The organism is Rhizobium sp. RAF36, from assembly GCF_052114105.1.
Lineage (GTDB): Bacteria > Pseudomonadota > Alphaproteobacteria > Rhizobiales > Rhizobiaceae > Rhizobium.
The window spans coordinates 1,004,877-1,031,845 of sequence record NZ_JBFREC010000001.1; the positions used below are offsets into that span (position 1 = coordinate 1,004,877).

General features: G+C 60.1%; 23 protein-coding genes and 1 tRNA gene. 14 read left to right on the forward strand and 10 right to left on the reverse strand.

The features are described 5' to 3' along the window. Positions 1 to 160: 160 nt before the first annotated feature. The 5 genes from AB4Z25_RS05055 to rfbA are packed head-to-tail and all read left to right on the forward strand — an operon-like array spanning position 161 to position 5,562. Entirely contained in the window at positions 161 to 2,146 is a 1,986-nt protein-coding gene (locus AB4Z25_RS05055) for a glycosyltransferase (RefSeq protein ID WP_112539626.1), read from the forward strand. 8 nt (positions 2,147 to 2,154) lie between these two features. Then, positions 2,155 to 2,721, forward strand: coding sequence for a dTDP-4-dehydrorhamnose 3,5-epimerase (gene rfbC / locus AB4Z25_RS05060; RefSeq protein WP_112539628.1), 567 nt, complete (start codon positions 2,155 to 2,157; stop codon positions 2,719 to 2,721). Positions 2,722 to 2,739: 18 nt separating this feature from the next. Continuing rightward, positions 2,740 to 3,795, forward strand: coding sequence for a dTDP-glucose 4,6-dehydratase (rfbB, locus tag AB4Z25_RS05065; RefSeq protein WP_112539630.1), 1,056 nt, complete (start codon positions 2,740 to 2,742; stop codon positions 3,793 to 3,795). 2 nt (positions 3,796 to 3,797) lie between these two features. After that, positions 3,798 to 4,682 carry a dTDP-4-dehydrorhamnose reductase gene (rfbD, locus tag AB4Z25_RS05070; RefSeq protein WP_112539811.1) on the forward strand — a complete coding sequence of 295 codons (885 nt, stop codon included), beginning with the start codon at positions 3,798 to 3,800 and terminating at the stop codon, positions 4,680 to 4,682. 10 nt (positions 4,683 to 4,692) lie between these two features. Beyond that, positions 4,693 to 5,562: a glucose-1-phosphate thymidylyltransferase RfbA gene (gene rfbA / locus AB4Z25_RS05075; protein ID WP_112539632.1), complete on the forward strand. Its 870-nt coding sequence runs from the start codon at positions 4,693 to 4,695 to the stop codon at positions 5,560 to 5,562. 3 nt (positions 5,563 to 5,565) lie between these two features. On the opposite strand, the gene recJ is transcribed toward rfbA, so the two are convergent. The 4 genes from recJ to AB4Z25_RS05095 all read right to left on the reverse strand — a co-directional run bounded on the left by recJ (position 5,566) and on the right by AB4Z25_RS05095 (position 10,725). Further along, positions 5,566 to 7,371 (reverse strand): single-stranded-DNA-specific exonuclease RecJ, encoded by a 1,806-nt coding sequence (recJ, locus tag AB4Z25_RS05080; protein WP_442207887.1) that lies wholly within the window; start codon positions 7,369 to 7,371, stop codon positions 5,566 to 5,568. A gap of 108 nt (positions 7,372 to 7,479) precedes the next feature. Further along, the gene (locus AB4Z25_RS05085; protein ID WP_112388165.1) at positions 7,480 to 8,802 is read right to left on the reverse strand and encodes a homoserine dehydrogenase; all 1,323 of its coding nucleotides are present in this window, start codon (positions 8,800 to 8,802) and stop codon (positions 7,480 to 7,482) included. Positions 8,803 to 8,866: 64 nt separating this feature from the next. Next, positions 8,867 to 10,084, reverse strand: a complete 1,218-nt coding sequence (locus AB4Z25_RS05090; RefSeq protein ID WP_112388164.1) for an LL-diaminopimelate aminotransferase — start codon at positions 10,082 to 10,084, stop codon at positions 8,867 to 8,869. A gap of 224 nt (positions 10,085 to 10,308) precedes the next feature. Next, complete coding sequence (locus tag AB4Z25_RS05095; protein ID WP_112539636.1) at positions 10,309 to 10,725, reverse strand: hypothetical protein; 417 nt, start codon at positions 10,723 to 10,725, stop codon at positions 10,309 to 10,311. Between the two features lie 127 nt (positions 10,726 to 10,852). Here AB4Z25_RS05095 and AB4Z25_RS05100 point away from each other — a divergent pair, with 127 nt between their 5' ends. The 6 genes from AB4Z25_RS05100 (at position 10,853) to sthA (ending at position 18,237) form a co-directional block, all read left to right on the forward strand. Beyond that, the gene (locus AB4Z25_RS05100) at positions 10,853 to 12,712 is read left to right on the forward strand and encodes a PHA/PHB synthase family protein (RefSeq protein ID WP_442207888.1); all 1,860 of its coding nucleotides are present in this window, start codon (positions 10,853 to 10,855) and stop codon (positions 12,710 to 12,712) included. Between the two features lie 244 nt (positions 12,713 to 12,956). Then, positions 12,957 to 14,216 carry a DUF2778 domain-containing protein gene (locus AB4Z25_RS05105; protein ID WP_112539640.1) on the forward strand — a complete coding sequence of 420 codons (1,260 nt, stop codon included), beginning with the start codon at positions 12,957 to 12,959 and terminating at the stop codon, positions 14,214 to 14,216. Between the two features lie 158 nt (positions 14,217 to 14,374). After that, the gene (map, locus tag AB4Z25_RS05110; RefSeq protein WP_112518646.1) at positions 14,375 to 15,211 is read left to right on the forward strand and encodes a type I methionyl aminopeptidase; all 837 of its coding nucleotides are present in this window, start codon (positions 14,375 to 14,377) and stop codon (positions 15,209 to 15,211) included. A 7-nt stretch (positions 15,212 to 15,218) separates the two neighbouring features. Next, entirely contained in the window at positions 15,219 to 16,046 is an 828-nt protein-coding gene (gene radC, locus AB4Z25_RS05115) for a RadC family protein (RefSeq protein WP_112387997.1), read from the forward strand. Positions 16,047 to 16,139: 93 nt separating this feature from the next. Beyond that, complete coding sequence (locus tag AB4Z25_RS05120; protein WP_112539642.1) at positions 16,140 to 16,730, forward strand: dual specificity protein phosphatase family protein; 591 nt, start codon at positions 16,140 to 16,142, stop codon at positions 16,728 to 16,730. A 100-nt stretch (positions 16,731 to 16,830) separates the two neighbouring features. Beyond that, positions 16,831 to 18,237 carry a Si-specific NAD(P)(+) transhydrogenase gene (gene sthA, locus AB4Z25_RS05125; protein WP_112387995.1) on the forward strand — a complete coding sequence of 469 codons (1,407 nt, stop codon included), beginning with the start codon at positions 16,831 to 16,833 and terminating at the stop codon, positions 18,235 to 18,237. A gap of 22 nt (positions 18,238 to 18,259) precedes the next feature. On the opposite strand, the gene AB4Z25_RS05130 is transcribed toward sthA, so the two are convergent. From AB4Z25_RS05130 to AB4Z25_RS05150, 5 genes are all read right to left on the reverse strand, one after another. Continuing rightward, complete coding sequence (locus AB4Z25_RS05130; protein WP_310299018.1) at positions 18,260 to 18,787, reverse strand: PAS domain-containing protein; 528 nt, start codon at positions 18,785 to 18,787, stop codon at positions 18,260 to 18,262. A 180-nt stretch (positions 18,788 to 18,967) separates the two neighbouring features. Then, on the reverse strand, positions 18,968 to 20,446 hold the full coding sequence (tig, locus tag AB4Z25_RS05135; RefSeq protein ID WP_112539644.1) for a trigger factor: 1,479 nt from the start codon (positions 20,444 to 20,446) through the stop codon (positions 18,968 to 18,970). A 177-nt stretch (positions 20,447 to 20,623) separates the two neighbouring features. Next, positions 20,624 to 20,708 (reverse strand) — tRNA-Leu (locus tag AB4Z25_RS05140). A gap of 153 nt (positions 20,709 to 20,861) precedes the next feature. Then, the gene (locus tag AB4Z25_RS05145) at positions 20,862 to 21,452 is read right to left on the reverse strand and encodes a GDYXXLXY domain-containing protein (protein WP_112539646.1); all 591 of its coding nucleotides are present in this window, start codon (positions 21,450 to 21,452) and stop codon (positions 20,862 to 20,864) included. Beyond that, a complete protein-coding gene (locus AB4Z25_RS05150; protein WP_112539648.1) occupies positions 21,449 to 22,552 on the reverse strand; it encodes a DUF2157 domain-containing protein in 1,104 nt (367 codons plus the stop codon). Before AB4Z25_RS05150 ends, AB4Z25_RS05145 begins: the two co-directional genes overlap by 4 nt. An 853-nt stretch (positions 22,553 to 23,405) precedes the next feature. Here AB4Z25_RS05150 and AB4Z25_RS05155 point away from each other — a divergent pair. Both AB4Z25_RS05155 and AB4Z25_RS05160 read left to right on the forward strand, forming a co-directional pair. Further along, positions 23,406 to 23,552 carry a DUF1127 domain-containing protein gene (locus AB4Z25_RS05155; RefSeq protein ID WP_112387991.1) on the forward strand — a complete coding sequence of 49 codons (147 nt, stop codon included), beginning with the start codon at positions 23,406 to 23,408 and terminating at the stop codon, positions 23,550 to 23,552. Between the two features lie 294 nt (positions 23,553 to 23,846). Then, on the forward strand, positions 23,847 to 23,990 hold the full coding sequence (locus AB4Z25_RS05160; protein WP_074061123.1) for a DUF1127 domain-containing protein: 144 nt from the start codon (positions 23,847 to 23,849) through the stop codon (positions 23,988 to 23,990). Positions 23,991 to 24,266: 276 nt separating this feature from the next. On the opposite strand, the gene AB4Z25_RS05165 is transcribed toward AB4Z25_RS05160, so the two are convergent. After that, complete coding sequence (locus tag AB4Z25_RS05165) at positions 24,267 to 25,034, reverse strand: helix-turn-helix transcriptional regulator (protein WP_112387990.1); 768 nt, start codon at positions 25,032 to 25,034, stop codon at positions 24,267 to 24,269. A gap of 860 nt (positions 25,035 to 25,894) precedes the next feature. Here AB4Z25_RS05165 and AB4Z25_RS05170 point away from each other — a divergent pair. Beyond that, entirely contained in the window at positions 25,895 to 26,935 is a 1,041-nt protein-coding gene (locus AB4Z25_RS05170) for a fibrinogen-binding protein (RefSeq protein ID WP_112387989.1), read from the forward strand. Positions 26,936 to 26,969 lie beyond the last annotated feature (34 nt).

Here is a 26,969-nt window from a genome sequence, read left to right on the forward strand (position 1 = left end):
CACGCTAAAGCAAACACACACACTCGACGTAGCGATATCCGCCCGTCGCATGCACCGCGCATCCAACAGGGTGGCGCAAGCTTCAATGCCAATAGTCCGGCCCGGATAGCCTCGCGGGAATCTCTCTTTCCAGCGGAGGCGGCATTCGAAGGACGCGACTTTGACGATCAACCAGCAGATTCCGACCACCCTGCCCGCGGGATTGCCGAGCCTTCAGCAATTGACCGGAAAGGCGCAGCAATCTGGATCAGTGATCGTCTACCAGCCTTATCTCGACGCCAGGCAGCGGGCGAATCTCGATTCGGCTGCCCTGCCCTTCGACATTTCCTTCAACACGCAATCGACGACGCGCGAATATGAACTCTTCCGGATCCTGCACGAGCACCATCTGCAGGCCGGGTTGCAGGCGGATGTGTTCTGGGGACTGCTCTCCAGCAAGTTCGAGACCAAATCGGTCTCCAGCCTGCAATCCTTCATCACGGAAGCGAGAAAGGCGCGTGCCGGCGGCGCCGATGCCTATCTCTACAATCCGCTGATCGGCCACGCGGCTGTTTACAGCAACGTCTGGGAACATGCGATGATGGGCGGCCATCCCGGTATGGAGCCGGTTTTCGGCCATCTCAAGGAGATGGGCTATCCGATCGCGCCACCACAGGGCCGCACCTCATTCTTCTTCTGCAACTATTTCGTCGGAAATCAGAAATTTTGGTCCGGCTATTTCGCCTTTTGCGAACATATCCTGCAGGCGCTAGAGCAGGAAGCGGCGCGCGGCACGGCGGCCGGACGTGCCTATAGCGGCACGGCGAATTACAGCCGCGACGGCAATGCCGCGATGCGGCCCTTCGTGATCGAACGGCTGCTTGGGCTCTATATCCCGCATGCGGTGGCAAGCGGCATGAAAGTCTCCGCCTTCGTGCCCTCCGCCGAAGATTTCGAATGGAAGTTCGGCATCCGGACCGGCCAGCTGCTCCACAGCCTCTACGGCCGCAAGGAAGCGTTCCTGCAAACGCGTGATCCGGCGAAGCTCGAACTCTGGCAGGAAGGCCGGATGCCTATCGTCAAGCAGCCGCAACTGATCTGGTCCGGCGACGACCCGCCCGACTGGACGCCGCGTGGCAATTTCCCCAAGGGCAAGTCGCGGCCGGCGAGCGCGTCAAGCGCCGGCGACCAATCGCTGCCCGCACCGAATGCCGCCGCCTTGCAGGCGATGAGCCAGCCCCTGGCACCGCTCTCTGTCGCAGAACCGGTTGCGTCAGATCTTTCGGGCTTGCAAGCGTTCGAGGGCGGCTGGGATGCGCACAAGGACCGGCACTGCATCTGGATCGTCACGCCCAAGGGTTACAATCACAGCCATGCGTTCGACGAGGTGGCGCTCGGGCTGCAAGGTGCGTTCGAGGAGCTTGGTGGCTCGGCGCCGATCGTGCGCGAGATGAGCGAATTTGCCGGCCGCTCGCCGATCGTCTATGGCGGCAATCTGCTGCCGCCGGAGATCACCGCGCATCTGCCGAAGGACAGCGTCATCGTCAATCTCGAGCAGGTATCAGACGACAGCACATGGATGAACGAGCGCTATAGCGCCGTTCTCAAGTCCTTTCCGGTGCTCGACTACAGCCCGCGCAACAGGCGGAACCTGGCGGCCAAGGGCATCGATCACGCTGGTGTCCTCGAAATCGGCTATAGCGAGGTGCTGACGCAGATCGAATGGGCGCCGGTGAAGGATATCGACGTCCTGTTCTACGGCTCGATGAACGATCGCCGTCGTGACATCCTCATGGCTCTCCACGAGGCAGGGCTGAAGGTCGTCCATCTGTTCAACGTCTACGGTGCCGAGCGCGACGCCGCGATCGCCCGCGCCAAGATCGTCATCAACATCCACCACTATGAAAGCGGCGTCTTCGAGATCGTCCGCATCTCCTATCTCCTGGCGAACCGCGTCTGCGTTCTGACCGAAGGCGATATCGAGGATCCGGATCTCGAGCCGTTCATGGGCGGCCTGGCAGTCGAACTCTATGAGGATCTCGTCGAGCGCTGCAAGGAGCTCATCGCCGATGACGAGGAGCGCGAGCTCATCGCAGCCAATGGATTTGCAGCCATGCAAAGCCGGTCGCAGGCGGATATGCTGATGAGCGTGATGCAGGCCGGATAGAAAAGACCATGCGTATCGAGACCACGACGATCGAGGGTATCCTGAAGATCACGCCGGCGCGGCATGGCGATCACCGCGGCTATTTTTCCGAGGTTTTCAAGGACGGATGGTTTCGCGAGAATGCCGCCAACGTCACGTTCGTCCAGGATAACGAGTCGCTTTCGGCACAAGCCGGTACGCTGCGCGGCCTGCATTTCCAGACGCCACCCTTCGCCCAGGGAAAACTGGTGCGCTGCCTTCAGGGCGCCATTCTCGACGTCGTCGTCGATATTCGCCAGGGCTCTCCGACCTTCGGCCAGTGGCTCGGCGAAGAACTGACGCCCTATAACGGTGCCCAGCTTTGGGTGCCGGCGGGCTTTGCGCATGGCTTCGTGACGCTCGCGCCGAACAGCGTGATCAGCTACAAGGTGACGGCGCCCTACAGCCCCGAACACGACCGCGGCGTCCTGTGGAACGATCCTGATATCGGCATTCGGTGGCCGGTCCAGGAGGCGGATGCGGTGCTTTCCGACAAGGACCGGAAGCTTCCGAAGCTTGCCGATATTCCAGGCCATTTTCAGTTTTCAGCACAGTAATTCAGGGGATTTCCGGCAATGCGTGTCGTCGTAACGGGGGGAGCAGGCTTTATCGGTTCGGCGCTTGTGCGTCATCTGGTGAGCGAGATCGGTGCCGAGGTGCTGAATATCGACAAGCTGACCTATGCCGGAAATCTTGCCTCGCTTTCCTCAGTCGAGAATGCCGCCAACTACCGCTTTCTGCAGGCCGATATCTGCGACCGGGCGAAGATGCAGGAAGCCTTCGCATCGTTCCGCCCTGACATCCTCATGCATCTGGCCGCTGAAAGCCATGTCGACCGCTCGATCTCCGGTGCTGGCGATTTTATCCAGACCAATATCGTCGGCACCTTCAGCCTCCTCGATGCTGCGCGACACTACTGGGATGGCCTCGATGCGGGACCGAAGGCGGCGTTCCGCTTCCTGCATGTCTCGACGGACGAGGTCTATGGTTCGCTCGGCGATCAGGGCCTGTTCGAGGAGGTGACCGCCTACGACCCCTCCTCCCCCTATTCGGCCTCGAAGGCTGCGAGCGACCATCTGGCGATCGCCTGGCACCGGACCTACGGGCTACCGGTCGTGGTCTCCAACTGCTCCAATAATTACGGGCCCTACCACTTCCCGGAAAAGCTCATTCCGCTGATGATCCTCAACGCGCTGGATGGCAAGGCGCTGCCGGTCTACGGCAACGGTGCCAATATCCGCGACTGGCTCTATGTCGAGGATCATGCGCGGGCGCTCTTCACCATCGCCTCGCGCGGACGCCCGGGTGAAAAATACAATGTCGGCGGACGCAACGAGCGCCGCAATATCGAGGTGGTTGAGCGCATCTGCGCCATTCTCGACACCGTGTTTCCGGACAAGGCCTCGCATTCGCGCCTGATCACGAATGTCACCGACCGGCCTGGCCACGATGCTCGCTACGCGATCGACGCGACAAAGCTGGAGACGGAGCTCGGCTGGAAGGCTGCGGAGAATTTCGACAGCGGCATCGACAAAACTGTGCGCTGGTATCTCGACAATGAATGGTGGTGGCGCCCTCTGCGCGACAACGTCTATTCCGGCGAACGCCTTGGCGTCTTCAAGGGACGATGACGATGCGCATCGCCGTAACGGGTAGAGAAGGTCAGGTCGCTCGGTCGCTTCTGGCAACAGCACCCTCAGGCATTGAGGTTATCACGATTGGCCGTCCTGAGCTCGATCTTGCCAATCCCGCTAGTGTGCTGCCGGCTCTGGCAGCCGCACAGCCCGACGTGATCGTCTCAGCCGCGGCCTATACGGCTGTCGATAAGGCCGAGAGCGAGCCTGAATCAGCTTTTGCCGTGAATGCAGCTGGTGCCGGCGCCGTATCCGAAGCGGCGGCCAAGCTTGGCATCCCCGTCATCCATCTATCGACCGACTATGTGTTCTCTGGCGAGAAGCTTGCGCCCTATGTCGAGACCGATCCAACCGGTCCGATCTCGGTCTATGGCAGCACCAAGCTCGAAGGGGAGCTGCGGGTGGCGGCGGGCAATACCGATCACGTCATCCTGCGTACTGCCTGGGTCTATTCGCCCTTCGGCGCCAATTTCGTGAAGACGATGCTGCGGCTTGCCGAAACGCGCGACGAGCTGCGTGTCGTCGCCGATCAGCGGGGGTGCCCGACATCGGCGCTTGATATTGCCGATGCGATCCTCGCCATTGCGGCGCGTTTGAAAGCCGATCCAGATCCCGCGCTGCGCGGCACGTTTCATCTGACCGGGACCGGCGAAGCCACCTGGGCCGATTTCGCTACCGAGATATTTGCGCAATCGCGAGCACTCGGCGGCAACAGCGCTACGGTTACGCCCATCACCACTGCCGAATATCCGACGCCCGCGAGGCGCCCCGCCAATTCGCGGCTTTCGGGCGACAAACTCGCTGCTACCTACGGCATCCGCTTGCCCGGCTGGAAGAGCTCCACGGAAATTGCGGTCAAAGCCATTTTGAAGAATGCGATTTGAGGAGACTGAGATGAAGGGGATCATTCTAGCGGGCGGCACCGGCACCAGGCTTCATCCGATCACCCAGGCGGTGTCGAAGCAGCTGATGCCTGTCTACGACAAGCCGATGATCTACTACCCGCTGACGACGCTGATGCTGGCCGGGATCAACGACATACTGATCATCACCACGCCGCATGACGTCGAGGCCTTCAAGCGGCTTCTCGGCGATGGCTCGCAATGGGGCATTTCTCTGAGCTATGCGGTGCAGCCGAGTCCCGATGGCCTGGCGCAGGCCTTCATCATCGGTGCCGATTTCATCAACGGCCAGAATTCCGCACTGGTTCTCGGCGACAACATCTATTTCGGTCACGGCCTGCCGGAGATCATGAAGTCGGGGACGGCGCGCACCAAGGGCGCCACGGTCTTTGCCTATCACGTCACCGATCCCGAGCGTTACGGCGTCGTCGAATTCGACGGCAAGATGAACGCGCTGTCGATCGAGGAAAAGCCGAAGCTGCCGAAATCCAACTGGGCTGTCACCGGCCTCTATTTCTACGACCAGCAGGTCGTCGATATCGCCGCCAATCTGAAGCCGTCACCGCGCGGTGAATTGGAGATCACCGATGTCAACCGCACCTATCTGGAGCGCGGCGAACTCTATGTCGAACTGATGGGCCGTGGCTATGCCTGGCTTGATACCGGCACACCCGATAGCCTGCTCGACGCAGCCGCCTTCGTCAGTACGCTGGAGAAGCGCCAGGGCTTCAAGATCGCCTGCCCTGAGGAAGTGGCGTGGCGCATGGGCTATATCAGCCAGGACGATCTGGCAAAGCTTGCCGAAAAGCTCGGCAAGAGCGCCTATGGGCAATATCTCACCAAGCTTTCAGCCGACTGGTAGGGTTCACTTCGCCGGTGCTGCATCGGAAACGCGCAGCTGAATGCGGCGCGAGCCCTGGTAGTGATCGGCGCCGAGCGAGCCTGCGACATGCAGATTGGCGCCGCGTGAATTGAGCAGCAGGTTGCCGAGAGCGGTATCGGCGGCGCGGAAGGCGATGCCATCGAGACGGGCGCCGTCCATGGCTTCCAGCGTCACCTTGACGTGCTTTTCGCCGACCGTCCTGACATCGCGCAAGCGATGGGCGGGGATGGCGAAGACCGGTTGCGAATGGCCGGAGCCGTAGGGGCCTGCAGTTTCCAGCCGGTCGATGAGATCGAGCGTGGCGCCGCTGGCACCGATCGCGCCATCGATCTTCAGCGTTTCGTTGGCGACGAGATTGGCGACGGTCTTTTCGGCGCGTTCGGTGAAGAAGCTGCGCAGGGCGCCAAGCTTTTCCCGCTCGACCGTCAGGCCGGCGGCCATCGCATGTCCGCCGCCCTTGATCAGCAACCCCTCGTCGACAGCGGCGCGGACCATACGTCCCATATCGAAGCCGTTGATCGAGCGGCCGGATCCTGTGCCGCGACCTGAGGGATCGAAAGCGATGGCAAAGGCCGGGCGCTTGAACTTCTCCTTCAGCCGTGCGGCCAGAAGACCGACGATCCCCGGATGCCACTTGTCGCGAGCGGTCACGATGACGGAAGCACCCTGGCCGTCGCCATACTCCGCCATTGCCTCGGCCTCCGCCTCCTGCAGCACGGCGGCTTCCATGACCTGGCGGTCACGGTTCAGTTCGTCGAGCTTCTGCGCGATCGTCTCCGCCTCACCGGCATCGTCGAGCGTCAGCAGGCGGCTGCCAAGGGCTGCGTCGCCGATACGGCCGCCAGCATTGATGCGGGGGCCGACGAGAAAGCCGAAATGATAGGGCGTGACCGGGCCGGAGAGACTGGCCTTGCGAAACAGGGCGGCGAGACCCGCATTGCTCTGGTGACGCGCGGCAACGAGGCCCTTGACGACATAGGCGCGGTTCAGGCCCTTCAACGGGACGACATCGCAGACCGTCGCCAGCGCCACGATATCGAGCCACTGCAGGAGATCGATCGCCAGAATGCGCTTGTCGCCGGCTTCGCGCAGCAATCGGAGCGTGGCCACCAGCACCAGGAAGACCACGCCGGCGGCGCAGAGGTGTCCCTGCCCCGAAAGATCGTCTTCGCGATTGGGGTTCACCAGCGCGTGGCAATGCGGCAGCGCGTGTGTCACCTGATGGTGATCGATGACGACGACGTCGATATTGCGCGCCTTGGCGGCGTCGAGCGCCTCGTGGCTGGTCGATCCGCAATCGACGGTGACGATGAGTTTCGCGCCGTTGTCGATCAGCTGGTTGATCGCGGCAGCATTCGGTCCATAGCCTTCGAAAATGCGGTCCGGAATGTAGATCTCGGCCTTGACGCCGAAATGGGCGAGGAAGCGGTACATCAGGGCCGATGAGGCGGCACCGTCGACGTCATAGTCACCGAAGATCGCAACATTCTCACCGCGCCGGATGGCTTCTGCCAAACGCTTTGCCGCCGTCTCGCAATCGGTCAGCTTGTAGGGATCGGGCATCAGGTTGCGGATGGTCGGATCGAGGAACTCGACGGCTTCATCGACCGCAACGCCCCGCCCGGCAAGCACGCGGGCAATCAGATCCGGCAGGCCATGGACTTGCGACATGGCGAGCGCGCGGTTTTGCCCGGCCTGGTCGAGCCGCGAAATCCAGCGATTGTCGAGAATGGATTTCTCCACCCCGAGGAACGCGCGCTGTACAGGATCAGCGGCTATATCCACCATTTTGCCAATGCCCCACAATGTCACCGCCCCGTGACGGGGCGGCAAAAATTCCATGAGCACATTTATGCAGGCTTAAGGCCGGTGGCAACGCCCGGGCTGGCGTTACCCTCAGTCTTCCTTGGGGCGCTCGATGCGGATGACCTGCGGTTCGCCGACGAGATAGCCCTCGCCCTTGATCGCGGCAACCGCCTTGCGAACCGAATCCTCGGTCGTCGCATGGGTGACGAGAATGATCGTCTGGTGATGCGACGGCGACAGGTGCTGTTGCGAGCGCTGCACGATCGATTCCAGCGAGATGTGGTTTTCGGCCATGCGGGTGGCGACGCTGGCAAAAACGCCGGTGCGGTCGAGAACCGTCAGGCGGATGAAGTAGCCGCCTTCGTGGCTCTGCATCTGCGCCTTGCGATAGGGCTCCAGCGACTTGGCCGGATGACCGAGAACGGGAACGCGCTGGGCGCCCGGCTGGCTCTTGGCAATGTCGGCGATGTCGCCGAGAACCGACGAGGCGGTGGCGTTACCGCCGGCACCCGGGCCAACCATCAGCAGTTCGCCCAGAATATCGGATTCGATCGCCACGGCATTGGTAACACCATCGACCTGGGCGATGACGGAATCGACAGGCACCATCGTCGGATGAACGCGCTGCTCGATGCCGGTTTCGGTTCGCTGTGCAACGCCGAGGAGCTTGATACGGTAGCCGAGATCGGCAGCCGCGCGAATATCCTCGATCGAAATGTTGGTGATGCCTTCGAGATAGATGTCGTCGGCAGCGATCTGATTGCCGAAGGCCAGCGTCGTCAGGATCGACAGCTTGTGCGCCGTGTCGTTGCCCTCGATGTCGAAGGCCGGATCGGCTTCGGCATAGCCGAGACGCTGGGCTTCGGCGAGGCAATCGGCGAAGGACAGGCCTTCCTTCTCCATCTTGGTGAGGATGTAATTGCAGGTGCCGTTCATGATCCCGTAGATGCGGGAGATCGAATTGCCGGTCAGCGATTCGCGCAGCGCCTTGATGACGGGGATACCGCCCGCAACAGCCGCCTCGAAGTTGAGCAGCGAGCCCTTCTCTTCAGCGATTTTCGCGAACTCGACGCCGTTATAGGCCAGCAGCGCCTTGTTGGCCGTCACCACATGGAGACCACGATCGAGAGCGGCCTTGACGGATGCCTTGGCAGCGCCTTCGGCACCGCCGACGAGCTCGACGAAAACCTCGATATCGGCCTTGGCGGCCAGCTCTTCCGGCGTATCGTACCAGGTGATGCCATCGAGATTGATGCCGCGATCCTTGGTCTTGTCGCGTGCCGTCACGGCCGTAATGTGAATCGGACGCCCGCAGGTGGCAGCAAGCTCGTTGCTCTTCTTCTGGATGATACGGACGAGCGAGGCACCGACGGTACCAAGACCCGCAATGCCGATTTTGAGGGCGTCTGCCATGAAGCGATCCTGAATGTTCATGAGTGGCAGCCGCGGACCGCGGCTGCCGATTGGGAGGTGTCTATCAGCGGTGTGCGTTCAGAGAGATGACGTTGTGCATCGTCTCGTCGGCCGTCGACAGGAATTTCTTGATGCTGCGCGCGGCCTGGCGGATGCGGTGCTCGTTCTCGACGAGTGCGAGACGAACGTAATCATCGCCCATTTCGCCGAAGCCGATGCCTGGCGCGACGGCAACGTCGGCCTTTTCGACCAGCAGCTTGGAGAATTCCAGCGAACCGAGGTGACGGAACTTCTCCGGGATTTTCGCCCAGGCGAACATCGTGGCTGCCGGCGGCGGCACTTCGAAGCCTGCCTTGCCGAAGCTCTCGACCATCACATCGCGGCGGCGCTTGTAGACGTTGCGGACCTCAGCGATGTCGGAGCCGTCGCCATTGAGCGCATGGGTCGCTGCAACCTGGATCGGCGTGAAGGCGCCGTAATCAAGGTAGGACTTCACGCGCGTCAGGGCTGCGATCAGGCGCTCGTTGCCGACGGCAAAGCCCATGCGCCAGCCGGGCATGGAGAAGGTCTTCGACATCGAGGTGAATTCGACCGTGACATCGATGGCACCAGGAACCTGCAGAACGGAGGGCGGCGGTTCGCCGTCGAAGTAGATTTCCGAATAGGCAAGGTCGGACAGCACAATGATGTCGTGCTTCTTCGCGAAGGCGATGACGTCCTTGTAGAAATCGAGTGTCGCGACGAAGGCCGTCGGGTTCGACGGATAGTTCAGGATCAGCGCCAGCGGCTTCGGGATCGAGTGGCGCACGGCGCGCTCGAGCGGCGCGAAGAAATTCTCATCCGGCTCGACCGGGATCGAACGGATGACGCCGCCTGCCATCAGGAAGCCGAAGGCGTGGATCGGATAGGTCGGGTTCGGGCAGAGGATGACGTCACCAGGCGCGGTGATCGCCTGCGCCATGTTGGCGAAGCCTTCCTTGGAACCGAGGGTCGCGACGACCTGCGTATCCGGGTTGAGCTTCACGCCGAAGCGGCGGGCGTAATAGGCGGCCTGCGCGCGTCGAAGGCCGGGAATGCCCTTGGAGGACGAATAGCGATGCGTGCGCGGGTCCTGGACCACTTCGCAGAGCTTGTCGACAATTGCTTTCGGGGTCGGCAGGTCAGGGTTTCCCATACCGAGATCGATGATATCGGCGCCGCCCGCTCGCGCGCTTGCTTTCAAACGGTTGACCTGTTCGAAAACATAAGGCGGCAAACGCCGGACTTTGTGAAACTCTTCCATTTCATTCCCCATGGAAATGCGGCCACCGCGGCCGCGCTCGAAGTTCGTCCTGTTCCCGGCTGCTTGCGATACGAACTTCAGAATCGCACGCGCCGTATTCATCAGACTGTCGTCAGGCGGCGATTCTTTGGCAGAGACCATGCCTGGCGAAGCATTATCGGGAAAATTTACGTCTCCCGCCAGCTGCGGAAGGCTTTGCGTGCAAATTGCCTGAAAGGCAAGGCCTACTTGGTGATTTCCGAGAGTGTGTCGGCGCCGTGATCGGCCGCAAGCTTGCGGTATTCGGCAACGCGGCGATGATACTCGGCCTCGGAAATCGTGCCCGCCTTGCGCTGCGCGCCAAGCGCAGTCAGCTTGGTCTGCAGGCCCTTTGCCTCGTCATCGTTCATCTGAACGTTGGCGGCCGTCAGAGGCGCACCGAAGGACGGATAACCGTCCCTATAGTGCGAAAGGCCGCTCTCGGCCGGAGCCTCACCCTTGGTGGCGGTCATCACGACCGCCGTGGGGGCCGCTCGCCTGGCGGCAAGCGCTGCCTTCTCATCCGGCGTCGACGTGCAGCCGGCAAGCGTCATCGCCGCGGCCGCGGCAATAATTGCCATGCGGGTTGCGATTGCGATGCCAGAGCTGCCGTTGTTCGTCATGCCAGATCTTCCAAATCCTCAAGCCTCTGCGACTGTTAAATTTGTCGCAGCAACAAAGCAATAGCACGAGCGTGGTTGTGTTGAACTTGTTTTATCGATCTTGCACGATGTACAAATCGATTTCAGGATGATTGCTGCCGCCCGGAGGAAACGTGTGACCGACAGCAAGACAGGCGACAAGGGAAAGCCGCAAGGCTTCGAAACGGCAGACCTCGATCCCTATCTGATGAAGGATCCCGAGGCGACGGCGATGAATTTTGCCCGCGCCCTCGAAAATCTCGGCAAGGCCGCATCGGCATGGCTGGCGCCCCGCGAACGGGGCGACGTCAGCGACAAAGCCGCCGAGCCGATGACCGACATGGTCAAGACGCTGTCGAAGATCACCGAATACTGGATGTCCGATCCGCGCCGCACCTTCGAGGCGCAGACACAGCTGATGAGCAGCTATTTCGGCGTCTGGATGCGCTCGATGCAGCGCATGCAGGGCGAAGCCGCCGAACCAGAGCCCGAGCGCAAGGACAAACGGTTTTCCGATCAGGACTGGGAGAAGAACCCGTTCTTCGACTTCCTGCGGCAGGTCTATTTCATCACCGCCGACTGGGCCGAGAAGATGGTGACGCAGACCGAGGGTCTGGACGAGCACACAAAGCACAAGGCCGGCTTCTACATCAAGCAGATCACCGCGGCGCTCTCGCCCACCAATTTCGTCGCCACCAACCCGCAGCTCTACCGGGAAACCATCGCCAGCAGCGGCGAAAACCTGGTGCGCGGCATGAAGATGCTGGCCGAGGATATCGTTGCCGGGCACGGCGACCTGAAGCTTCGCCAGACCGACATGACGAAATTCGCCGTCGGCCGGGACATGGCGCTGACACCGGGCAAGGTTATCGCCCAAAACGATATCTGCCAGATCATCCAGTACGAGGCGTCGACCGAGACGGTGCTGAAGCGCCCTCTCCTGATCTGCCCGCCCTGGATCAACAAGTTCTATATCCTCGACCTCAATCCGCAGAAGTCGTTCATCAAGTGGTGCGTCGATCAGGGGCAGACGGTGTTCGTGATCTCCTGGGTCAATCCCGATTCGCGCCATGCCGACAAGGACTGGACGGCCTATGCCCGCGAGGGCGTGGATTTCGCGCTGGAGACGATCGAGAAGGCGACCGGCGAAAAGGACGTCAACGCCGTCGGCTATTGCGTCGGCGGGACGCTGCTCGCCGCAACGCTGGCGCTGCATGCCAAGGAAAAGAACAAGCGCATCCGCTCGGCGACGCTGTTCACCACGCAAGTGGATTTTACCCATGCCGGAGACCTGAAGGTTTTCGTCGACGAGGAGCAGTTGCAGGCGCTCGAAGCGCATATGCAATCGGTCGGCTATCTCGACGGCTCGAAGATGGCGACGGCGTTCAACATGCTGCGCGCTTCGGAACTGATCTGGCCCTATTTCGTCAACAACTACCTGAAGGGCGAAATGCCGATGCCCTTCGATCTGCTGTTCTGGAATGCCGATTCGACGCGCATGGCGGCTGCCAACCACGCCTTCTATCTGCGCAACTGCTATCTCAAGAATGCCCTGACCGCGGATGAAATGATCCTCGACGGCAAGACAGTGTCGCTGAAGGACGTGAAGATCCCGATCTACAATCTGGCGACCCGCGAGGATCATATCGCGCCGGCAAAGTCGGTCTTCCTCGGCAGCCAGTTCTTCGGCGGCAAGGTGGATTTCGTTGTCACCGGATCGGGACATATCGCCGGTGTCGTCAATCCACCGGACAAGAAGAAGTATCAGTATTGGACCGGCGGCCCAGCCAAGGGCGATTACGACAGCTGGCTCAACAAGGCCGAGGAAAATCCAGGCTCCTGGTGGCCGCACTGGCAGGCCTGGATCGAGGCCAAGGACGGCAAGCGCGTGCCCGCCCGCAAGCCCGGCGGCGCCTCGCTGAATGCGATCGAGGAAGCACCGGGCAGCTACGTGATGGAGCGGGCATAGGCCATATCTGCCTCCGAACGGTCGATCTTTAGCCCGATTTCGTCGCCAGAAGAACCGAACCAGAATCTTTTTTTGGGCGGTCCTTCATGCTTATAAAGAAATTGGAAACCATAATCCCGCATAGTTCCAGACAGTTGATTATGTGCGGGATGCCTCAATTAGGCCCTCTTGCTTCATTATCGGCTCCGGCGAAAGCGTCCTGCGTAAGCCGCCGGTAGAGTGACGCGTTTGGAAACCGAGTAATATGGCGTTTGCTGTCGAGACGTGTGAAAGCGTCAACCCTTTCGGCTGGGCGATTTTTGGCTCGGCAAAGCTCCTCCGGCTCGTTCCGGTCATCGCTGCCATCGGCCTTGGGGCCGCTGTATCGACATGGGCGCTCGCATCGGTCGCAACGATGCACTCGTCGGCCATGCCGGAACGCGAAGACAAGCGGCTGTTTGCGGATATCGCCATCGCGCCGATGGCGCCTGTGCATCACAACGCATCGGCTGCCCATACGCTCGTCCACATCGGCAAATTTTCCCGGCTGCCCGGCCAGATCACCGTGTCCGATCGCATGACGGCAGAGGTGCAGTCGAAATCCTCCAAGGACATGGTGGCACTGATGCAGCGCCGCGGGCTCTCGGCGCTCGCCATGCGCAACAACGGCAGTGAGATTGCCTCGGCCCTGAAGAAGCAGGCGGAAACGATCGCAGGCGCTGCGGCATTTTCTGCCGTCACGGTTCCGGCCTCCCTCCCCGCGCCAGTCCAGGTCGCCACGGTCAAGGCGCCGCAAACGGCGCCGACCATGGCAGCTGCAGAAGCTCTGCCGCAACAGAAGCCGGAAGCCGCCGCTGCACCGGCCGTCGAGACCGCGCTTGCCGAGAGCGTCGTTTCCGACGCACCGTTCGGCCTCGTTCTGTCGGAAAGCGGCGACGTGCCGCTGCCGATGGCACGCCCGAACCGGCCGAAGCCTGCTGCCGATTCACCGGTCGCAGCACTCGCCTATGCCAAGGTGGATCAGGACGACGATGACGGCGACATGCCGAAGATCGGCCGGCCGGCGCTTGCCCCAGTCGCCCGCAACGGCATTGCGATCTACGACATTTCCGCCGGCACTGTGTACATGCCGAACGGCGAGCGCCTCGAAGCCCATTCTGGCCTTGGTGCAATGCGCGACAACCCGCGCTATGTCAGCCAGAAGATGCGCGGCCCGACGCCGCCGCATACTTATAATCTGCAGATGCGCGAAGCCCTGTTCCACGGCGTCGAGGCAATCCGCCTGCATCCCGTCGGCGGCCCTGGCGCCATTCATGACCGTGTCGGGCTGCTTGCCCACACCTACATGCTCGGCAAGCGCGGCGATTCCAACGGCTGCGTATCGTTCAGGGACTACAAGCGCTTCCTGGCCGCGTTCAAGCGTGGCGAAGTCAAACAGCTCGTCGTCGTGCCGAAATATACCGGCGGCTCGACGGGCTCCTCGCCCAAATCGACGCTGGCATCGCTCTTCTCCAAGCAATCCTAAGTCCAGTATCTGCATTTGATCGATGAGGCGGCCCAGGCAACTGGCCGCCTCATCTGCGTTATGCTGGCACAAATCGCGACAGGCCCATTGATCGGCATGGACGAACCCGGCATAGCTGCATTATGTACGACAAGGACAATTTCCGCTAAGGCCCTGCAATGGTGAATTATATCGAAGCCGCATCGGCGCCGCCGAAAAATACCGGCGCAATCAGGCTCTATGGCCCCGAGGCTTTCGAGGGTATGCGCAAGGCGTGCCAGGTGACCGCCCGCTGTCTCGACGAGCTGGCGGCGATCGTCAAGCCCGGGCTTGCGACCGATGCGATCGACCGTTTCGTCTTCGAATTCGGCATGGACAATGGTGCCTACCCAGCGACACTGAACTATCGCGGCTACACGAAATCGACCTGTACCTCGATCAACCACGTCGTCTGCCACGGCATTCCCGATGCCAAGCCACTGCGCGATGGCGACATCGTCAATATTGACGTCACCTATGTGGTCGACGGCTGGCACGGCGATTCGAGCCGCATGTATCCGGTCGGTCAGCTGAAGCGCGCGGCCGAACGGCTTCTCGAGGTCACCCATGAATCACTGATGCGCGGCATTGGCGCCGTGCGTCCGGGCGCCCGCACCGGCGCGATCGGCGAAGCGATCCAGACCTATGCCGAGGCCGAACGCTGCTCCGTCGTGCGCGATTTCTGCGGCCACGGCGTCGGCGGCCTGTTCCACGATTCGCCGAATATCCTGCATTACGGCCGCGCCAACGAAGGGCCGGAACTGCGGGAAGGCATGATCTTCACCATCGAGCCGATGATCAATCTCGGGCGTCCGCATGTGAAGGTTCTGGCCGACGGCTGGACGGCAGTCACCCGCGATCGCTCGCTCTCGGCACAATACGAACACACCGTCGGCGTCACGGCCAGCGGATGCGAGATCTTCACACTGTCGCCCGGTGGTCTCGACCGTCCGGGGCTCGCGCCGCTCAACGGGTGAAACGAAGATGGCGAAAGGCCCGGTTCTGACTTCCGATGACGAACTGCCTTTCGACGATTTGCCTGTCGGCGAACCGGATATCGACGAGCGCCTGTTCTTTGCCGAGCAGCCCGCAAAACCCTCGATGGCGAAAGCGGCTTCAGCACCGCCTGCTCTTGGCGGAGAGCAGCATTATCACGGCCACCGCGAGCGGCTACGAAACCGCTTCCGCGAAAATGGCGACGGGGCGCTGGCCGATTACGAAATCCTGGAGCTTCTGCTTTTCCGCCTGATCCCGCGGCGCGACACCAAGCCGATCGCCAAGGCCCTGCTCGACCGCTTCGGCACGCTCGCCGCCGTCTTCGGCGCGCCGGCCGGGCTGCTGCAGGAGGTCAAGGGCATCGGCGAGACGGTGGCGCTGGATCTCAAGCTGATCGCCGCAGTGGCCCAGCGCACGCTGAAGAGCGAGCTGCGCAACAAGCAGGTGCTGGGTTCATGGTCGTCCGTGATCCAGTATTGCCATGCGGCGATGGCGCACGAAACCCGCGAGCAGTTTCGCATTCTCTTCCTCGACAAACGCAACGCGCTGATCGCCGACGAGGTGCAGGGGCGCGGTACGGTCGATCACACGCCTGTCTATCCGCGTGAAGTAGTGAAGCGCGCGCTGGAGCTTTCGGCAACCGCGCTGATCTTGGTCCACAACCATCCCTCCGGCGACCCGACGCCTTCGCGCGCCGATATCGACATGACGAAAATGATCATCGATACGGCAAAGCCGCTCGGCATAACGGTTCACGACCACATCATCATTGGCAAGGACGGCCATGCCAGTCTTAAAGGCCTCAGGCTAATCTAGCTACCGTCACAGTTTCCTTCAGGTGTCTGTCAGCTTCGGCTCGCAAAGAGCGCATGCTGCTCTTCTCGCAGCGCGACCCGAGCTTGAGATTCGATGACACTGAGATTTCCGCGCCTGACCATTTCCCCGATCGCCAAGCGCATCCTCAGCCTCAGCGGCCTGATTGTGCTGCTGATCGGCGGCTACTATGTCCATCTGCTGGCGACCAATAATTTCCACGCCGTCGTGCCCGGGGAAGTCTATCGTTCCTCGCAGCCTTCCGCCTCAGCGATCGCCCGGCTGGAAGGCAGTTACGGCATCAAGACGATCCTCAATCTAAGGGGCGAGAACGGCAGCAAGAGCTGGTACGACAGCGAGATCGCCCAATCGAATGCACTTGGGATCAAGCATATCGACTTCCGCATGAATTCCTCGAGGGAACTGACGCCTGAACAGGCTCTGCAGCTGATCGCCATCATGCGCGACGCGCCGAAGCCGCTCCTGATCCATTGCCAGGCAGGCGCAGACCGTACGGGGCTCGCTTCGGCGCTCTATCTCGCTGCCATCGCCGGCAAGAGTGAAAAGGTCGCGGAGGGCCAGCTGTCGCTGCTTTACGGCCATATCCCCTACTCGTTTTCACACGCTTTCCCTATGGATATTACCTTCGAGAAGATGGAACCCCTGCTTGGCTTCGGTAATTCTTGATACCAGCGCCTTAAACCATCTGTAACATTGACCAGCTACCGGTGAATGCGCGACATTTTGCGGCGCAATATTTGATTCCTCTTCCAGCCGGGGCTGAGCCATGTTCCAGTACGATCTCGTTGTTGTGGGCAGCGGCCCCGCAGGCCGCCGCGGCGCCATTCAGGCAGCCAAGCTCGGCAAGAAGGTTCTGGTCATCGAACAGGGCAAGCGGGTGGGCGGCGTCTCCGTTCATACCGGCACGATCCCGTCCAAGACCTTGCGCGAAACAGCGCTCAATCTCTCCGGCTGGCGGGAACGCGGCTTCTACGGCCGGGCCTATCGCGTCAAGGACCAGATCAGCGCAGAGGACCTTCGCCGCCGCCTGCTGATCACCCTTGATCATGAAGTCGAAGTCCTGGAACATCAGTTCGCCCGCAACCGCGTGCAGCATATGCGCGGCAAGGCGAGCTTCATCGACGCCGCGACGCTGCAGGTCGTCAAGGATGACGGCGAGACGATCCAGGTCTCTGCGGCAAGCGTGCTGCTTGCCGTCGGCACCAAGCCGTTCCGGCCCGACTACATGCCCTTCGACGGCAAGGCGATCATCGACAGCGACGAGCTGCTCGATATCGAGGAACTGCCGCGCTCGATGGTGGTCATCGGCGCCGGTGTCATCGGTATCGAATATGCGACGATCTTCAGCGCGCTCGACACCGCCGTGACCGTCATCGATCCGAAGTCGACGATGCTCGACTTCATCGACAAGGAAATCATCGAGGACTTCACCTATCAGCTGCGTGACCGCAACATGAAACTGCTGCTCGGCCAGAAGGCCGACAAGGTGGAGAAGCTCGACAATGGCAAGGTGCAGCTGACACTCGACAATGGCCGCCACCTGGTCACCGACATGGTGCTGTTTGCCGCCGGACGCATGGGCGCTACCGATACGCTCAACCTGCCTGCCATCGGCCTCGAAGCCGACAATCGCGGCCGCCTGAAGGTCAATCCGGAAACCTTCCAGACCTCGGTACCGAATATCTATGCCGCAGGCGACGTCGTCGGCTTTCCGAGCCTTGCCTCGACCTCGATGGAACAGGGCCGCATCGCGGCACGCGTCGCCGTCGGTGCCGTTGCCAAGGAGCCGCCGAAATACTTCCCCTACGGCATCTATGCCGTCCCTGAAATCTCCACCTGCGGCCTGACTGAAGAAGAGATGAAGGAACGCGGCATTCCCTATGAATGCGGTATCGCCCGTTTCCGCGAGACCTCGCGAGGCCATATCATGGGCCTCGATACCGGCCTTTTGAAGCTGATCTTCTCGCTGAAGACGCGGCGCCTGCTCGGCGTCCATATCGTCGGCGAAGGCGCCACCGAGCTCGTTCATATCGGCCAGGCCGTGCTGAACCTGAAGGGTACCGTCGAATATTTCGTCGAGAACACCTTCAACTATCCGACGCTTGCCGAAGCCTACAAGATTGCAGGCCTCGACGCCTGGAACCGCATGGGCGATATCAAGTCGGAGCTTTAGAGAGCTTCCCGGCTAAGCCGGCTCAGTTCGCCAGCAAACCATCTGGTTTCATCCAGTCGAGTTCGCCAAGCGCCGCCTGCAGGTGCTTGGCAACGGCGTGGTTACCTTCGCGAACGGCGATATCGTAGGCCGTGAGGCAGTATTTCACCAATGGCTTGGTCAGCATCGGCTCATCGGACACCGGACAAATGATGCCGGCATAGAGCGACGGGATGCCCGCCTTGTCGCGGAAGCAGCGGCCAAAGACCATCACATAGCTGTAGCGACCGTCTGCCTGGCGCGTCCGGTAGCTCTGCTGCTCCGGCTCGCCTGTCGCGATCGATTCGTGGATGGCGGCAGCAACATTCGCGCGGTCTTCCGGATGAATGCGCTCGATATAGATATCCAGCGGCAGGCCGTGCTCGGTCTTGACGTAATCAAGGCCGAAAAGCTCAGCGACCGCACCGTCGGCATAGAGCAGGTTCGCCACGATATCCCAGGTGAAAAAGCCGGACTCTGCCGCCTGCCAATCGGCCTGTTCGGACTCAATGGCGCTGTTCTGGAAGGCCAAGATTTTCCCCTTTGCACATCGTCGCAATCCAGAAGTGTAAAGGATCAGCTTCACACTGCAAGGCACTGATTAGCAAATATGAAACTTCTTCACAGCCTCGGAGTCAGGACGCTCGATGACAAACGAAAAGGCCCCGCCGCAAGCGGCGAGGCCTTCGAAAATCCATAAGGGATCAGCCGATTATTCAGCGTCGCCTTCGGAAGCCTTCTTCTTCGGAGCAGCCTTCTTCTTCGGAGCTGCTTCTTCGCCTTCGGAAGCTTCAGCCTTGGCGGCTGCCTTCTTCTTCGGGGCGGCCTTCTTGGCGTCCTTGTCGGAGCCTTCGCCTTCTTCGTCGGCGAGCAGCTCTTCCTTGGTGACCTTCTTGTCGGTGACGTCGATTTCGGTCAGCAGATGGTCGATGACCTTCTCTTCGAAGATCGGAGCGCGGATCGAAGCGGCTGCGCCCGGCTGGCTGCGGAAGAACTCGAGGATCTGCTTTTCCTGGCCCGGATACTGACGCAGCTGTTCGTAGATCGCGCGCTGCATTTCGTCTTCGGAGACTTCGACGCCGGCCTTTTCGCCGATTTCGGAGAGAACGAGGCCGAGGCGGACGCGGCGTTCAGCGAGCGTCTTGTACTCTTCCTGCGCCTTGTCTTCGGTCGTGCCTTCGTCTTCGAACGAGCGGCCCGACTGTGCGAGGTCGTTGTTCACCTGACTCCAGATGCCGTTGTATTCAGCATCGACGAGCGACTTCGGCGTGTCGAACTTGTACATCTCGTCGAGCTGGTCGAGGATCTGACGCTTGACCTTCTGGCGGGTCAGCGAGCCGTACTGCGATTCGATCTGGCCGCGGACGATTTCGCGCAGGCGGTCAGCCGATTCGAGGCCGAGCTTCTTGGCCAGTTCGTCGTTGATTTCGGTTTCGCCCGGAGCAGCGACGTCCTTGACGGTGACGTCGAAGGTGGCTTCAGCGCCAGCGAGGTTCTTGGCCGGGTAATCGGCCGGGAACGTCACGGTGATGGTCTTTTCGTCGCCAGCCTTGGTGCCGACGAGCTGGTCTTCGAAGCCTGGGATGAAACGGCCGGAACCGAGAACCAGTTCGGCGCCCTGATCGGTGCCGCCGTCGAAGGCAACGCCGTCGACCTTGCCGACGTAGTCCATGGTGATGCGGTCGCCGTCAGCAGCCTTGCCCTTCTTGGTTTCGTAAGAGCGGGCGCTCTCGGCAACCTTCAGGACCTGTTCATTGACTTCGTCGTCGGAGATGTCGACAACTTCGCGGGTGATCTTGATGCCCTTGGTGGACTTCAGTTCGATCGGCGGCAGGACTTCGTAGGACAGCGTGAATTCGAAGTCCTTCTCAGCGGCGAGGATCTTCTCGGCTTCGTCCTTGTCCTCAGTCATGGCGATTTCCGGCTGGGTAGCCGACTTTTCGCCACGGCTGGAAAGGATCTGGGTCGGCTGTTCGCGGACGATCTCGTTGACGAGGTCGGCCATGATCGACTTGCCGTAGACCTTCTTGAGGTGAGCAGGCGGTACCTTGCCCGGACGGAAGCCGTTGATACGGACCTTGTCCTTTACGTCGGCAAGACGCTCGTTCAGCTTGCTTTCCATGTCCTTGGCCGGGATAACGACCTTGATTTCGCGCTTCAGCCCTTCAGCGAGCGTTTCGATAACCTGCATGTCTTCCTACCTTCATTTCGTTGGCGGCCGTGCCCAGACGCCTTCGTTTCGATGAGCACGACGCCGGACAATTTGGCCGCGCGTGGCTTTGTTCTTCAAATTCCAATACATCCCGCCGTTAAGGGGGACGGCGCCATCCTGCCGGGTAATCGGGATATCCCGCCTGCAAGCCAGCTTTGGTGCGGGTAGAGAGACTTGAACTCCCACGCCTTGCGGCACCAGAACCTAAATCTGGCGTGTCTACCAATTTCACCATACCCGCGTTCGCAAAACCGCATGCATATGCCTGCGCATGAGGCCTTCCGGAGCGCGGCGTCTCTATATCACCCGATTTGGTAGAGGCAAAGGAAAAATGAAGGCCGGATGACAGCGATCAACCGCCCGGCGAGCGGCAATCCACAGGCCTCTCCTCCAATCAGTAAAGCGGCTCCTCATAGGCTGCCTTGCCATCGACGAAAAGGCTCCTGATCTGCGCCGTTCCATCGGCCGAAACACGGGCCGCAACCGAGACCTGACCATCCTGCCGGGCCTCCTCAAGTGGCTTGCCCTCGCCCTCGGGAACATAGTAGCGCTCGATGCCATACTCGACGCGCATGCTGTCGCCGCCGGCCGGGCCATAACTATAGAAAGGCTGGCTTCTGATCACTGCGCTGCCGCTCTCTTCCGGCAGCGCAGAGAAGGACGAGTCGGCGACGTTCCAGAAGCCATCGGCTTGCGGCTTCAACCGCACCCATAGCACCTGTTCGCCGGCGGCAGATGGAAGCCCGCCCTTGACGCTGCTGACCGGCACGGAAGAGATGTCGTAGTTCAGGACGACGTAATCGCCGCGCAGGAAGTCGCGCGGGTCGACGGGCGCGGTCTTGAGGACGACCTCCGCGCCGCTGCGCAGAATAGCGGCACGGCTCTCTATGATATAGCCGAGTACCGCGGTCTGCAGACCGGCAGCGATAAGCGCCGCCACCATATAACGCCTTGCCGGATTGCGGCTCGAGACGATCGCGCTCATTGGGCCACCTCCGCCTTTTTTCCACCGAAGCGCCGTTCCAGCCGGATCACCAGCCAGGCGACCAGAGCAACGAAGACCCCGGAGAGAAGGAAGAGACTGGATGTGCCAAGGATCGAGCCGACCGTTTCCGATGCGAGATAAAGGACGTCGGCAGCAAACATCAGATAGGCCAGATAGCGAACGGCGCCATTATCCCGGCCCTGTAGCGCGATTGCCAGTACGGCGATGGCCAGCGTGATCAGGCTGAGAACGACAAGCGCGCCGCCCTTCTCCAGTTCTATGTTAAGAAGCAGCAGGCCGACGGTGGCGATCAGGAATGCGTAGAAAGCCGGTGCAGCCCCCGCGGTCTTGACGAAGGCGGAATTGCGTAGCGGCGGCAGGCTGACGGCCAGGAACACCGCGAGACCGCAGACCACATAGGCTGCGGCCAGCCAGAAATCGTCGTGCAAGGTATAAAGCCATGCCAGCCAGCCGACCACCAGGAAGTAGGCAAGGTGGCGTGACCGGCCAGCGTCGGTGTAGCGAACCAGCGCAATGAGGACGACGCTCATTGCCAGCGGCGCCCAGGCGCCGGCACCGACCCAGCGGGTGTCGTAATTGCTGAGATAGACACCAAAGGACGCCCAGGAGAGAAAGCCCGCGATTGCCGTTGCCGGACCCGAGCGGAAGAGCGCGGCCGAAATAGCAGCGATGGCAAACCAGAGATACATGACTGTCTGCTCGTCGCCGGACAGATGATACATCTGCCCGATCAGCGATATGGCCCCGCCGAAGCTGAGGACGCCGACGACAAGCAGCGCATTGCCTGCGGCGATGGCGCCGCGGGCAAACAGCACGGCCGCGCCGAGATAGGCCATCCAGATCACGGCCAGGATCGCGCCGGCGCGCACCAGCCGTGGAATGGCCTCCCAGTTGGACGCGACGAGCAGCAGCAGGGCCGCACCCAGCAGGACAGCGGCCAGTACCATCAGGACGCGGCCGAGACTGAAGCTCGCCGGACGGCTGTCATATTCCCCGAGCAGCAGTTCGGCAGTCGCCTCGGGGATTAATCCCTTGCCTACCCACACCGAAAGATCACGCTCCAACCTGCCTCGATACATATCAGCCTCCGCCCCCGTGATGGCATCCGCTAGCGTTATCGCCGGTGATCCGGTTAGGCAATCCCGCGCTCGAAATGCAAGAAACGCCCTGCATGAACTTGGTGCGCTTCTTAACCGACAGTTAACGCCAATGTTCTAATATATGATCATTGTAGAAAGGCATGCACGATGCGCATAGCCACTATGAAAATATTGCACTGCAAAATAATCATTAGTCATACTATTTAGATCATCAAGAAGCGCGGGCATGGCGGCCCGGCCCGGTTAACCGGAAGCCTGCGGATATGATGTCCGTATAAAGAATTCGGAGATGCGCACTCCTCCTCCCAGCGCACTCCGATAGACTGACAACACTCCTCCTCCCAGTTGTCAGTCACCTACATGACGCCCACCGGATCCTCCCCCGGTGGGCGTTTTGTTTAACGGGTGGTTAAACGATTAGATCAGCCGGAATGCATATATCCGCTTGATGTCTGCGGATCGAGCCGGCGGGGCGCGAGAATCTGTAAACAGATATCCCGCCGCCGGCCGGAAATGTTGGGCGCTGCCACGGCGGCGCCTACTCCGGGCATCCGGCTTCCCTCTTTGCGCGCCTCGAAAACACTCTCAGCCGCACCTGGCGCCAGGTCACCGGCAATAGGCACGCTGGGGGAATATCATTCTGCCTGTTCATTGACCAGAAAGCGGCAAAATCATGTAATTCACGGCGCCAGACCTGCGCAAGGCGCATAGGTGACTTGAAATCTTGTCTCTATTCGTTCTTTGCGACGCAGCATATATTCAGCCCATCAAATGAAAGCCAGCGCGGATAGGCTGCAGCTGGCAGATGCGAACCCTCGGAAAGGGGATCAAAATGAACATTACTCGCTCTTTCAACAACTGGCGCAAGTACCGTCAGACCGTTAGCGAACTCGGCCGCATGAGCAACCGCGAATTGCACGACCTCGGCATCGACCGGTCGGAAATCCATCGCGTCGCTCGCGAGGCAGCCGCCCGCTAATTCAGGCGATCAGCGTCCTCCCAAGCTGATCTCCTTCTCAAAACGCCCGGTGCTCACGCAACGGGCGTTTTCTTTTGTCTGAAATTTACACTTTCGTAAGAGTTGCAGATAAAAAGGCTCAATTTAGCCGCTCAAAAAATCACACCTGCGCATTTCGCGGGCAGATCATTGCACAAACGCATAGCAGATGCCTTTTCTTTGCACTGCACAATATGACAGAGATCCACTATATGAATGTCCAAGCGCAGAGACGGCGATGACGCCGGCCGCGAGACACTTCTAAGGATGAAGACAATGAACCCGATCCGCATTGCAAAGAGCTGGATTAGCTACCGCCGTACGCTCAACGAACTCGGCAACCTGTCCAACCAGACCCTCTCCGATATCGGCATCAGCCGCTACGAGATCCGTAACATTGCATCCCGTTCGTTCCGCTAATCAGCGGCGAATGCGATACACCCAAAACGGCGCCGTTAGGCGCCGTTTTCGTTTTCAGGCCTGTTCATAAGCCGGCAAGTCGCCGGTGCTCACCGTTACAGCCGTCCGTTCAAACGAACGCGGATTCATCAGATTCTTTGTGATTGAGAATTATGCGCGGTTTGCGCTTCGCCTGGCTGCGGACACGCGCATCAGCGCATCGACGTCTGCAACACTACCGGCTGGAGAAGCCGCGCTGTTTCGCGCGGCCTGCTCATTGATCATATTGACCGGTAGTCAGTTCCGCCATCTTCCCGTCGGATTGTTCGCTTCGCTGCTGAAGAACCGCGAGGCTGCTTCGGTGCGATTGCGCACATTCATCTTCTTGTAGATGTTGCGGACGTGAACCTTGACCGTGTTCTCCGACAGATGGAGTTCATCGGCAATGATCTTGTTCTGCGTGCCCTTGCAGATCAGATCAAGGATCTGCACCTCGCGCGTCGTCAGGGACGACATATCGCCCTGTCTCAGCCGCATCGCCCCTGCCCCGGCCACCGCAACGGAGCGTGCCTCGTAAAGCGAGCGCTCAGGTGCCTGGTTGGTCAGGCGGTTCAGCAGTGCCGACGGGAAATGCTCGCCACCCTTCATCAGAAGATCGACGGCTGCCATGAACACGTCGAGCCTCAGGTTGAGCGGCAGGACGCCATCGATGACGCGGGCCTCGACGAGCCGGTTGATATAGGGCTCCATCATGTCGATCGCTTCGACGACGAGACCTATCGATGTCGCGGGGTGATTTTCCCTGACAGTCGCCAGAGCATCGCTGAGCTCCGTTCCGGTAATGTGGTAGAAGAGAACCAGCGTGGCGTCGTTGGCATCATTCTGCAGCATGGCCTTGGAATAGCCCCTGCTGATGACTTCGCAACTCGGAAACTTCTTCGCCAGCGCCTCGACGAGGCATTCGGAGAACAAGTCGGCATTCGCAATGACAAGTATTGTGTCCCCGGCCGGACCGAACTTTCGGCTCTGATCGGCATCACCAGTCTTCGACGCAGTCATGAACATTTACGCCTCCCCATAGCGTTACACGTTACAAATGCTTTGAGTGATACTTCCGGGCGGCCCGGACGGGCACCCCTCGTAATTCCCGTCTTCATTAGTTAGCCATTTCTTAATTATGGTAATACGAAGTTCCATTGAAGGAAATGGCCCAAACGGGTTAGTTTTTGTAAATATACAATGACATTTCCTATTGTTCTGGTTGTATCCACCCCATCCTAGATAACTTATGGGGTATATAGTCGGTTATTTTTGGTCCTTTATGGTATTTTCGAACCAATAGTAGGCGCGTCGTCTTTTTCACTCTTTTGGACAGCGCCAATTAACCGGAATGTTACTTATGCAAGACTTTTGACTTAGAGGTGGAGCGAAACGAAGCGGCCCAATTGCCCGCAAATGGGGGTGGATGCATGCGGTTTCATTGCCAGCGAACAGAGGTCATCTTGAAACGCCTTGATCAGTCCGGGCGAGCCACAGTGAGTTCCAACGCGCTAGCCCGAATTGGTATCTAGGAAGCTCGGTTCTTCTCGGTCAAAGTCGTATTGTCGCTCAATTGCGGCACCGGAAACGCGGAATATCCCCTCGCGACTGCGATATCTCTGCTTTTCCATTGGGGCAACTCAAACAACTGAAAGCATGAAGTCTTCAATCACATGATTGCGGAGCTAGATCTGTGCGTCCTTGTACTGAGTTACGCGCAATCCAATACATCAGGTTTGGCCAACAAACCGGAATTGAACCGCAGATGACCAGGTAATGCATACATCTGCATATGAGTAATCAGTATCGGAGTAAGCGCGAGTAAAATCCCATTTGAGATGAGAGGGATTTCGCACACTGCTCCGAATTCCTTTGGAGGAAGCGAAATGAGCCAGAATTATCAGCCGGGCGGCGACACCGAGACAAATAACATCGGTGCGCTTGCAGACGGCTTCCTGGGCAATACCGCAATCAATGATCCGGACACTTCGGATAATTCCACCGCTTATATTGGCGGCCTCGCCAATGGCGACAATCGTGACAACACGACCAATACCGACAACAGTGATAATAGCGATAACAGCGACAACAGTGATCACAGCGACAACAGCTCGGATATCACCGTCGATGCGACGCTCGACCTGCTGAACGGCAACAATCGCGACAACAGCTACGATTGGGACTACGACAGCAAGACCACGAATACGACGACCAACACCAACATCAACGATGCTGATACCAATGTGAAGTCGGACTATGACTGGAGCTACGACAGCAAGTCGTACAGCGACAACGATATCAACACGAAGACCGACACCGACATCAAGACGGTCACCGATACCGACGTCAAGACAACCACGACATCGGACAGCTTCAACACGGCTGACAGCTTCAACAAGACCGACAACGACACGACGAACACTGCCGACAGCTTCAACAAGACCGATACCGACTTCGCGACCATTCACGACGTCAAGGACTTCGACAATCTTGGAGTGGCCGGCAACGACGTCAACTTCAACCTCGGCGACAACTTCTCCTTTACGCTCGATATCGACAACATCCTGAACGGTGCCTTTAACAACGGCAACGCCTTCAGTGCCATCCAGGCAAACCACCTGGCGGACCAGGACACGTCCTGGGGCATGAAGATGGATGCTTCCAACGCCGACAACAAACTGTCGGTGGATGGCGGTAACGCGCATGGCGCTGACGGCATGGACCTCAGCCATCATGGCGGCTGGACCGGCGGCGCAGGCGACGACGTCAACGGTTCGAGCGTTGCGGACGCATCTGCGATCCTTGCGAATTCGGGTATCCACATGGAACTCGTGCAGGGCGCGAACATGCTCAGCAACACGTTCGATGCGATCGGACATGACTCGCATACCACGGGCCAGGACTCGCACGACGGCGGTGCCGCGTAACCTCAAGCAAAGTCCAAGACCTGCTGCACCGGCG

Bases quoted from the DNA above. Each gene is read 5' to 3' on its own strand.
- rfbC (WP_112539628.1), top strand. From the start codon at position 2,155: ATGCGTATCGAGACCACGACGATCGAGGGTATCCTGAAGATCACGCCG.
- rfbB (WP_112539630.1), top strand. From the start codon at position 2,740: ATGCGTGTCGTCGTAACGGGGGGAGCAGGCTTTATCGGTTCGGCGCTT.
- rfbD (WP_112539811.1), top strand. From the start codon at position 3,798: ATGCGCATCGCCGTAACGGGTAGAGAAGGTCAGGTCGCTCGGTCGCTT.
- rfbA (WP_112539632.1), top strand. From the start codon at position 4,693: ATGAAGGGGATCATTCTAGCGGGCGGCACCGGCACCAGGCTTCATCCG.
- recJ (WP_442207887.1), bottom strand. From the start codon at position 7,371: ATGGTGGATATAGCCGCTGATCCTGTACAGCGCGCGTTCCTCGGGGTG.
- AB4Z25_RS05085 (WP_112388165.1), bottom strand. From the start codon at position 8,802: ATGGCAGACGCCCTCAAAATCGGCATTGCGGGTCTTGGTACCGTCGGT.
- AB4Z25_RS05090 (WP_112388164.1), bottom strand. From the start codon at position 10,084: ATGGAAGAGTTTCACAAAGTCCGGCGTTTGCCGCCTTATGTTTTCGAA.
- AB4Z25_RS05095 (WP_112539636.1), bottom strand. From the start codon at position 10,725: ATGACGAACAACGGCAGCTCTGGCATCGCAATCGCAACCCGCATGGCA.
- AB4Z25_RS05100 (WP_442207888.1), top strand. From the start codon at position 10,853: ATGATTGCTGCCGCCCGGAGGAAACGTGTGACCGACAGCAAGACAGGC.
- AB4Z25_RS05105 (WP_112539640.1), top strand. From the start codon at position 12,957: ATGGCGTTTGCTGTCGAGACGTGTGAAAGCGTCAACCCTTTCGGCTGG.
- map (WP_112518646.1), top strand. From the start codon at position 14,375: ATGGTGAATTATATCGAAGCCGCATCGGCGCCGCCGAAAAATACCGGC.
- radC (WP_112387997.1), top strand. From the start codon at position 15,219: ATGGCGAAAGGCCCGGTTCTGACTTCCGATGACGAACTGCCTTTCGAC.
- AB4Z25_RS05120 (WP_112539642.1), top strand. From the start codon at position 16,140: ATGACACTGAGATTTCCGCGCCTGACCATTTCCCCGATCGCCAAGCGC.
- sthA (WP_112387995.1), top strand. From the start codon at position 16,831: ATGTTCCAGTACGATCTCGTTGTTGTGGGCAGCGGCCCCGCAGGCCGC.
- tig (WP_112539644.1), bottom strand. From the start codon at position 20,446: ATGCAGGTTATCGAAACGCTCGCTGAAGGGCTGAAGCGCGAAATCAAG.
- AB4Z25_RS05145 (WP_112539646.1), bottom strand. From the start codon at position 21,452: ATGAGCGCGATCGTCTCGAGCCGCAATCCGGCAAGGCGTTATATGGTG.
- AB4Z25_RS05150 (WP_112539648.1), bottom strand. From the start codon at position 22,552: ATGTATCGAGGCAGGTTGGAGCGTGATCTTTCGGTGTGGGTAGGCAAG.
- AB4Z25_RS05155 (WP_112387991.1), top strand. From the start codon at position 23,406: ATGAACATTACTCGCTCTTTCAACAACTGGCGCAAGTACCGTCAGACC.
- AB4Z25_RS05160 (WP_074061123.1), top strand. From the start codon at position 23,847: ATGAACCCGATCCGCATTGCAAAGAGCTGGATTAGCTACCGCCGTACG.
- AB4Z25_RS05165 (WP_112387990.1), bottom strand. From the start codon at position 25,034: ATGTTCATGACTGCGTCGAAGACTGGTGATGCCGATCAGAGCCGAAAG.
- AB4Z25_RS05170 (WP_112387989.1), top strand. From the start codon at position 25,895: ATGAGCCAGAATTATCAGCCGGGCGGCGACACCGAGACAAATAACATC.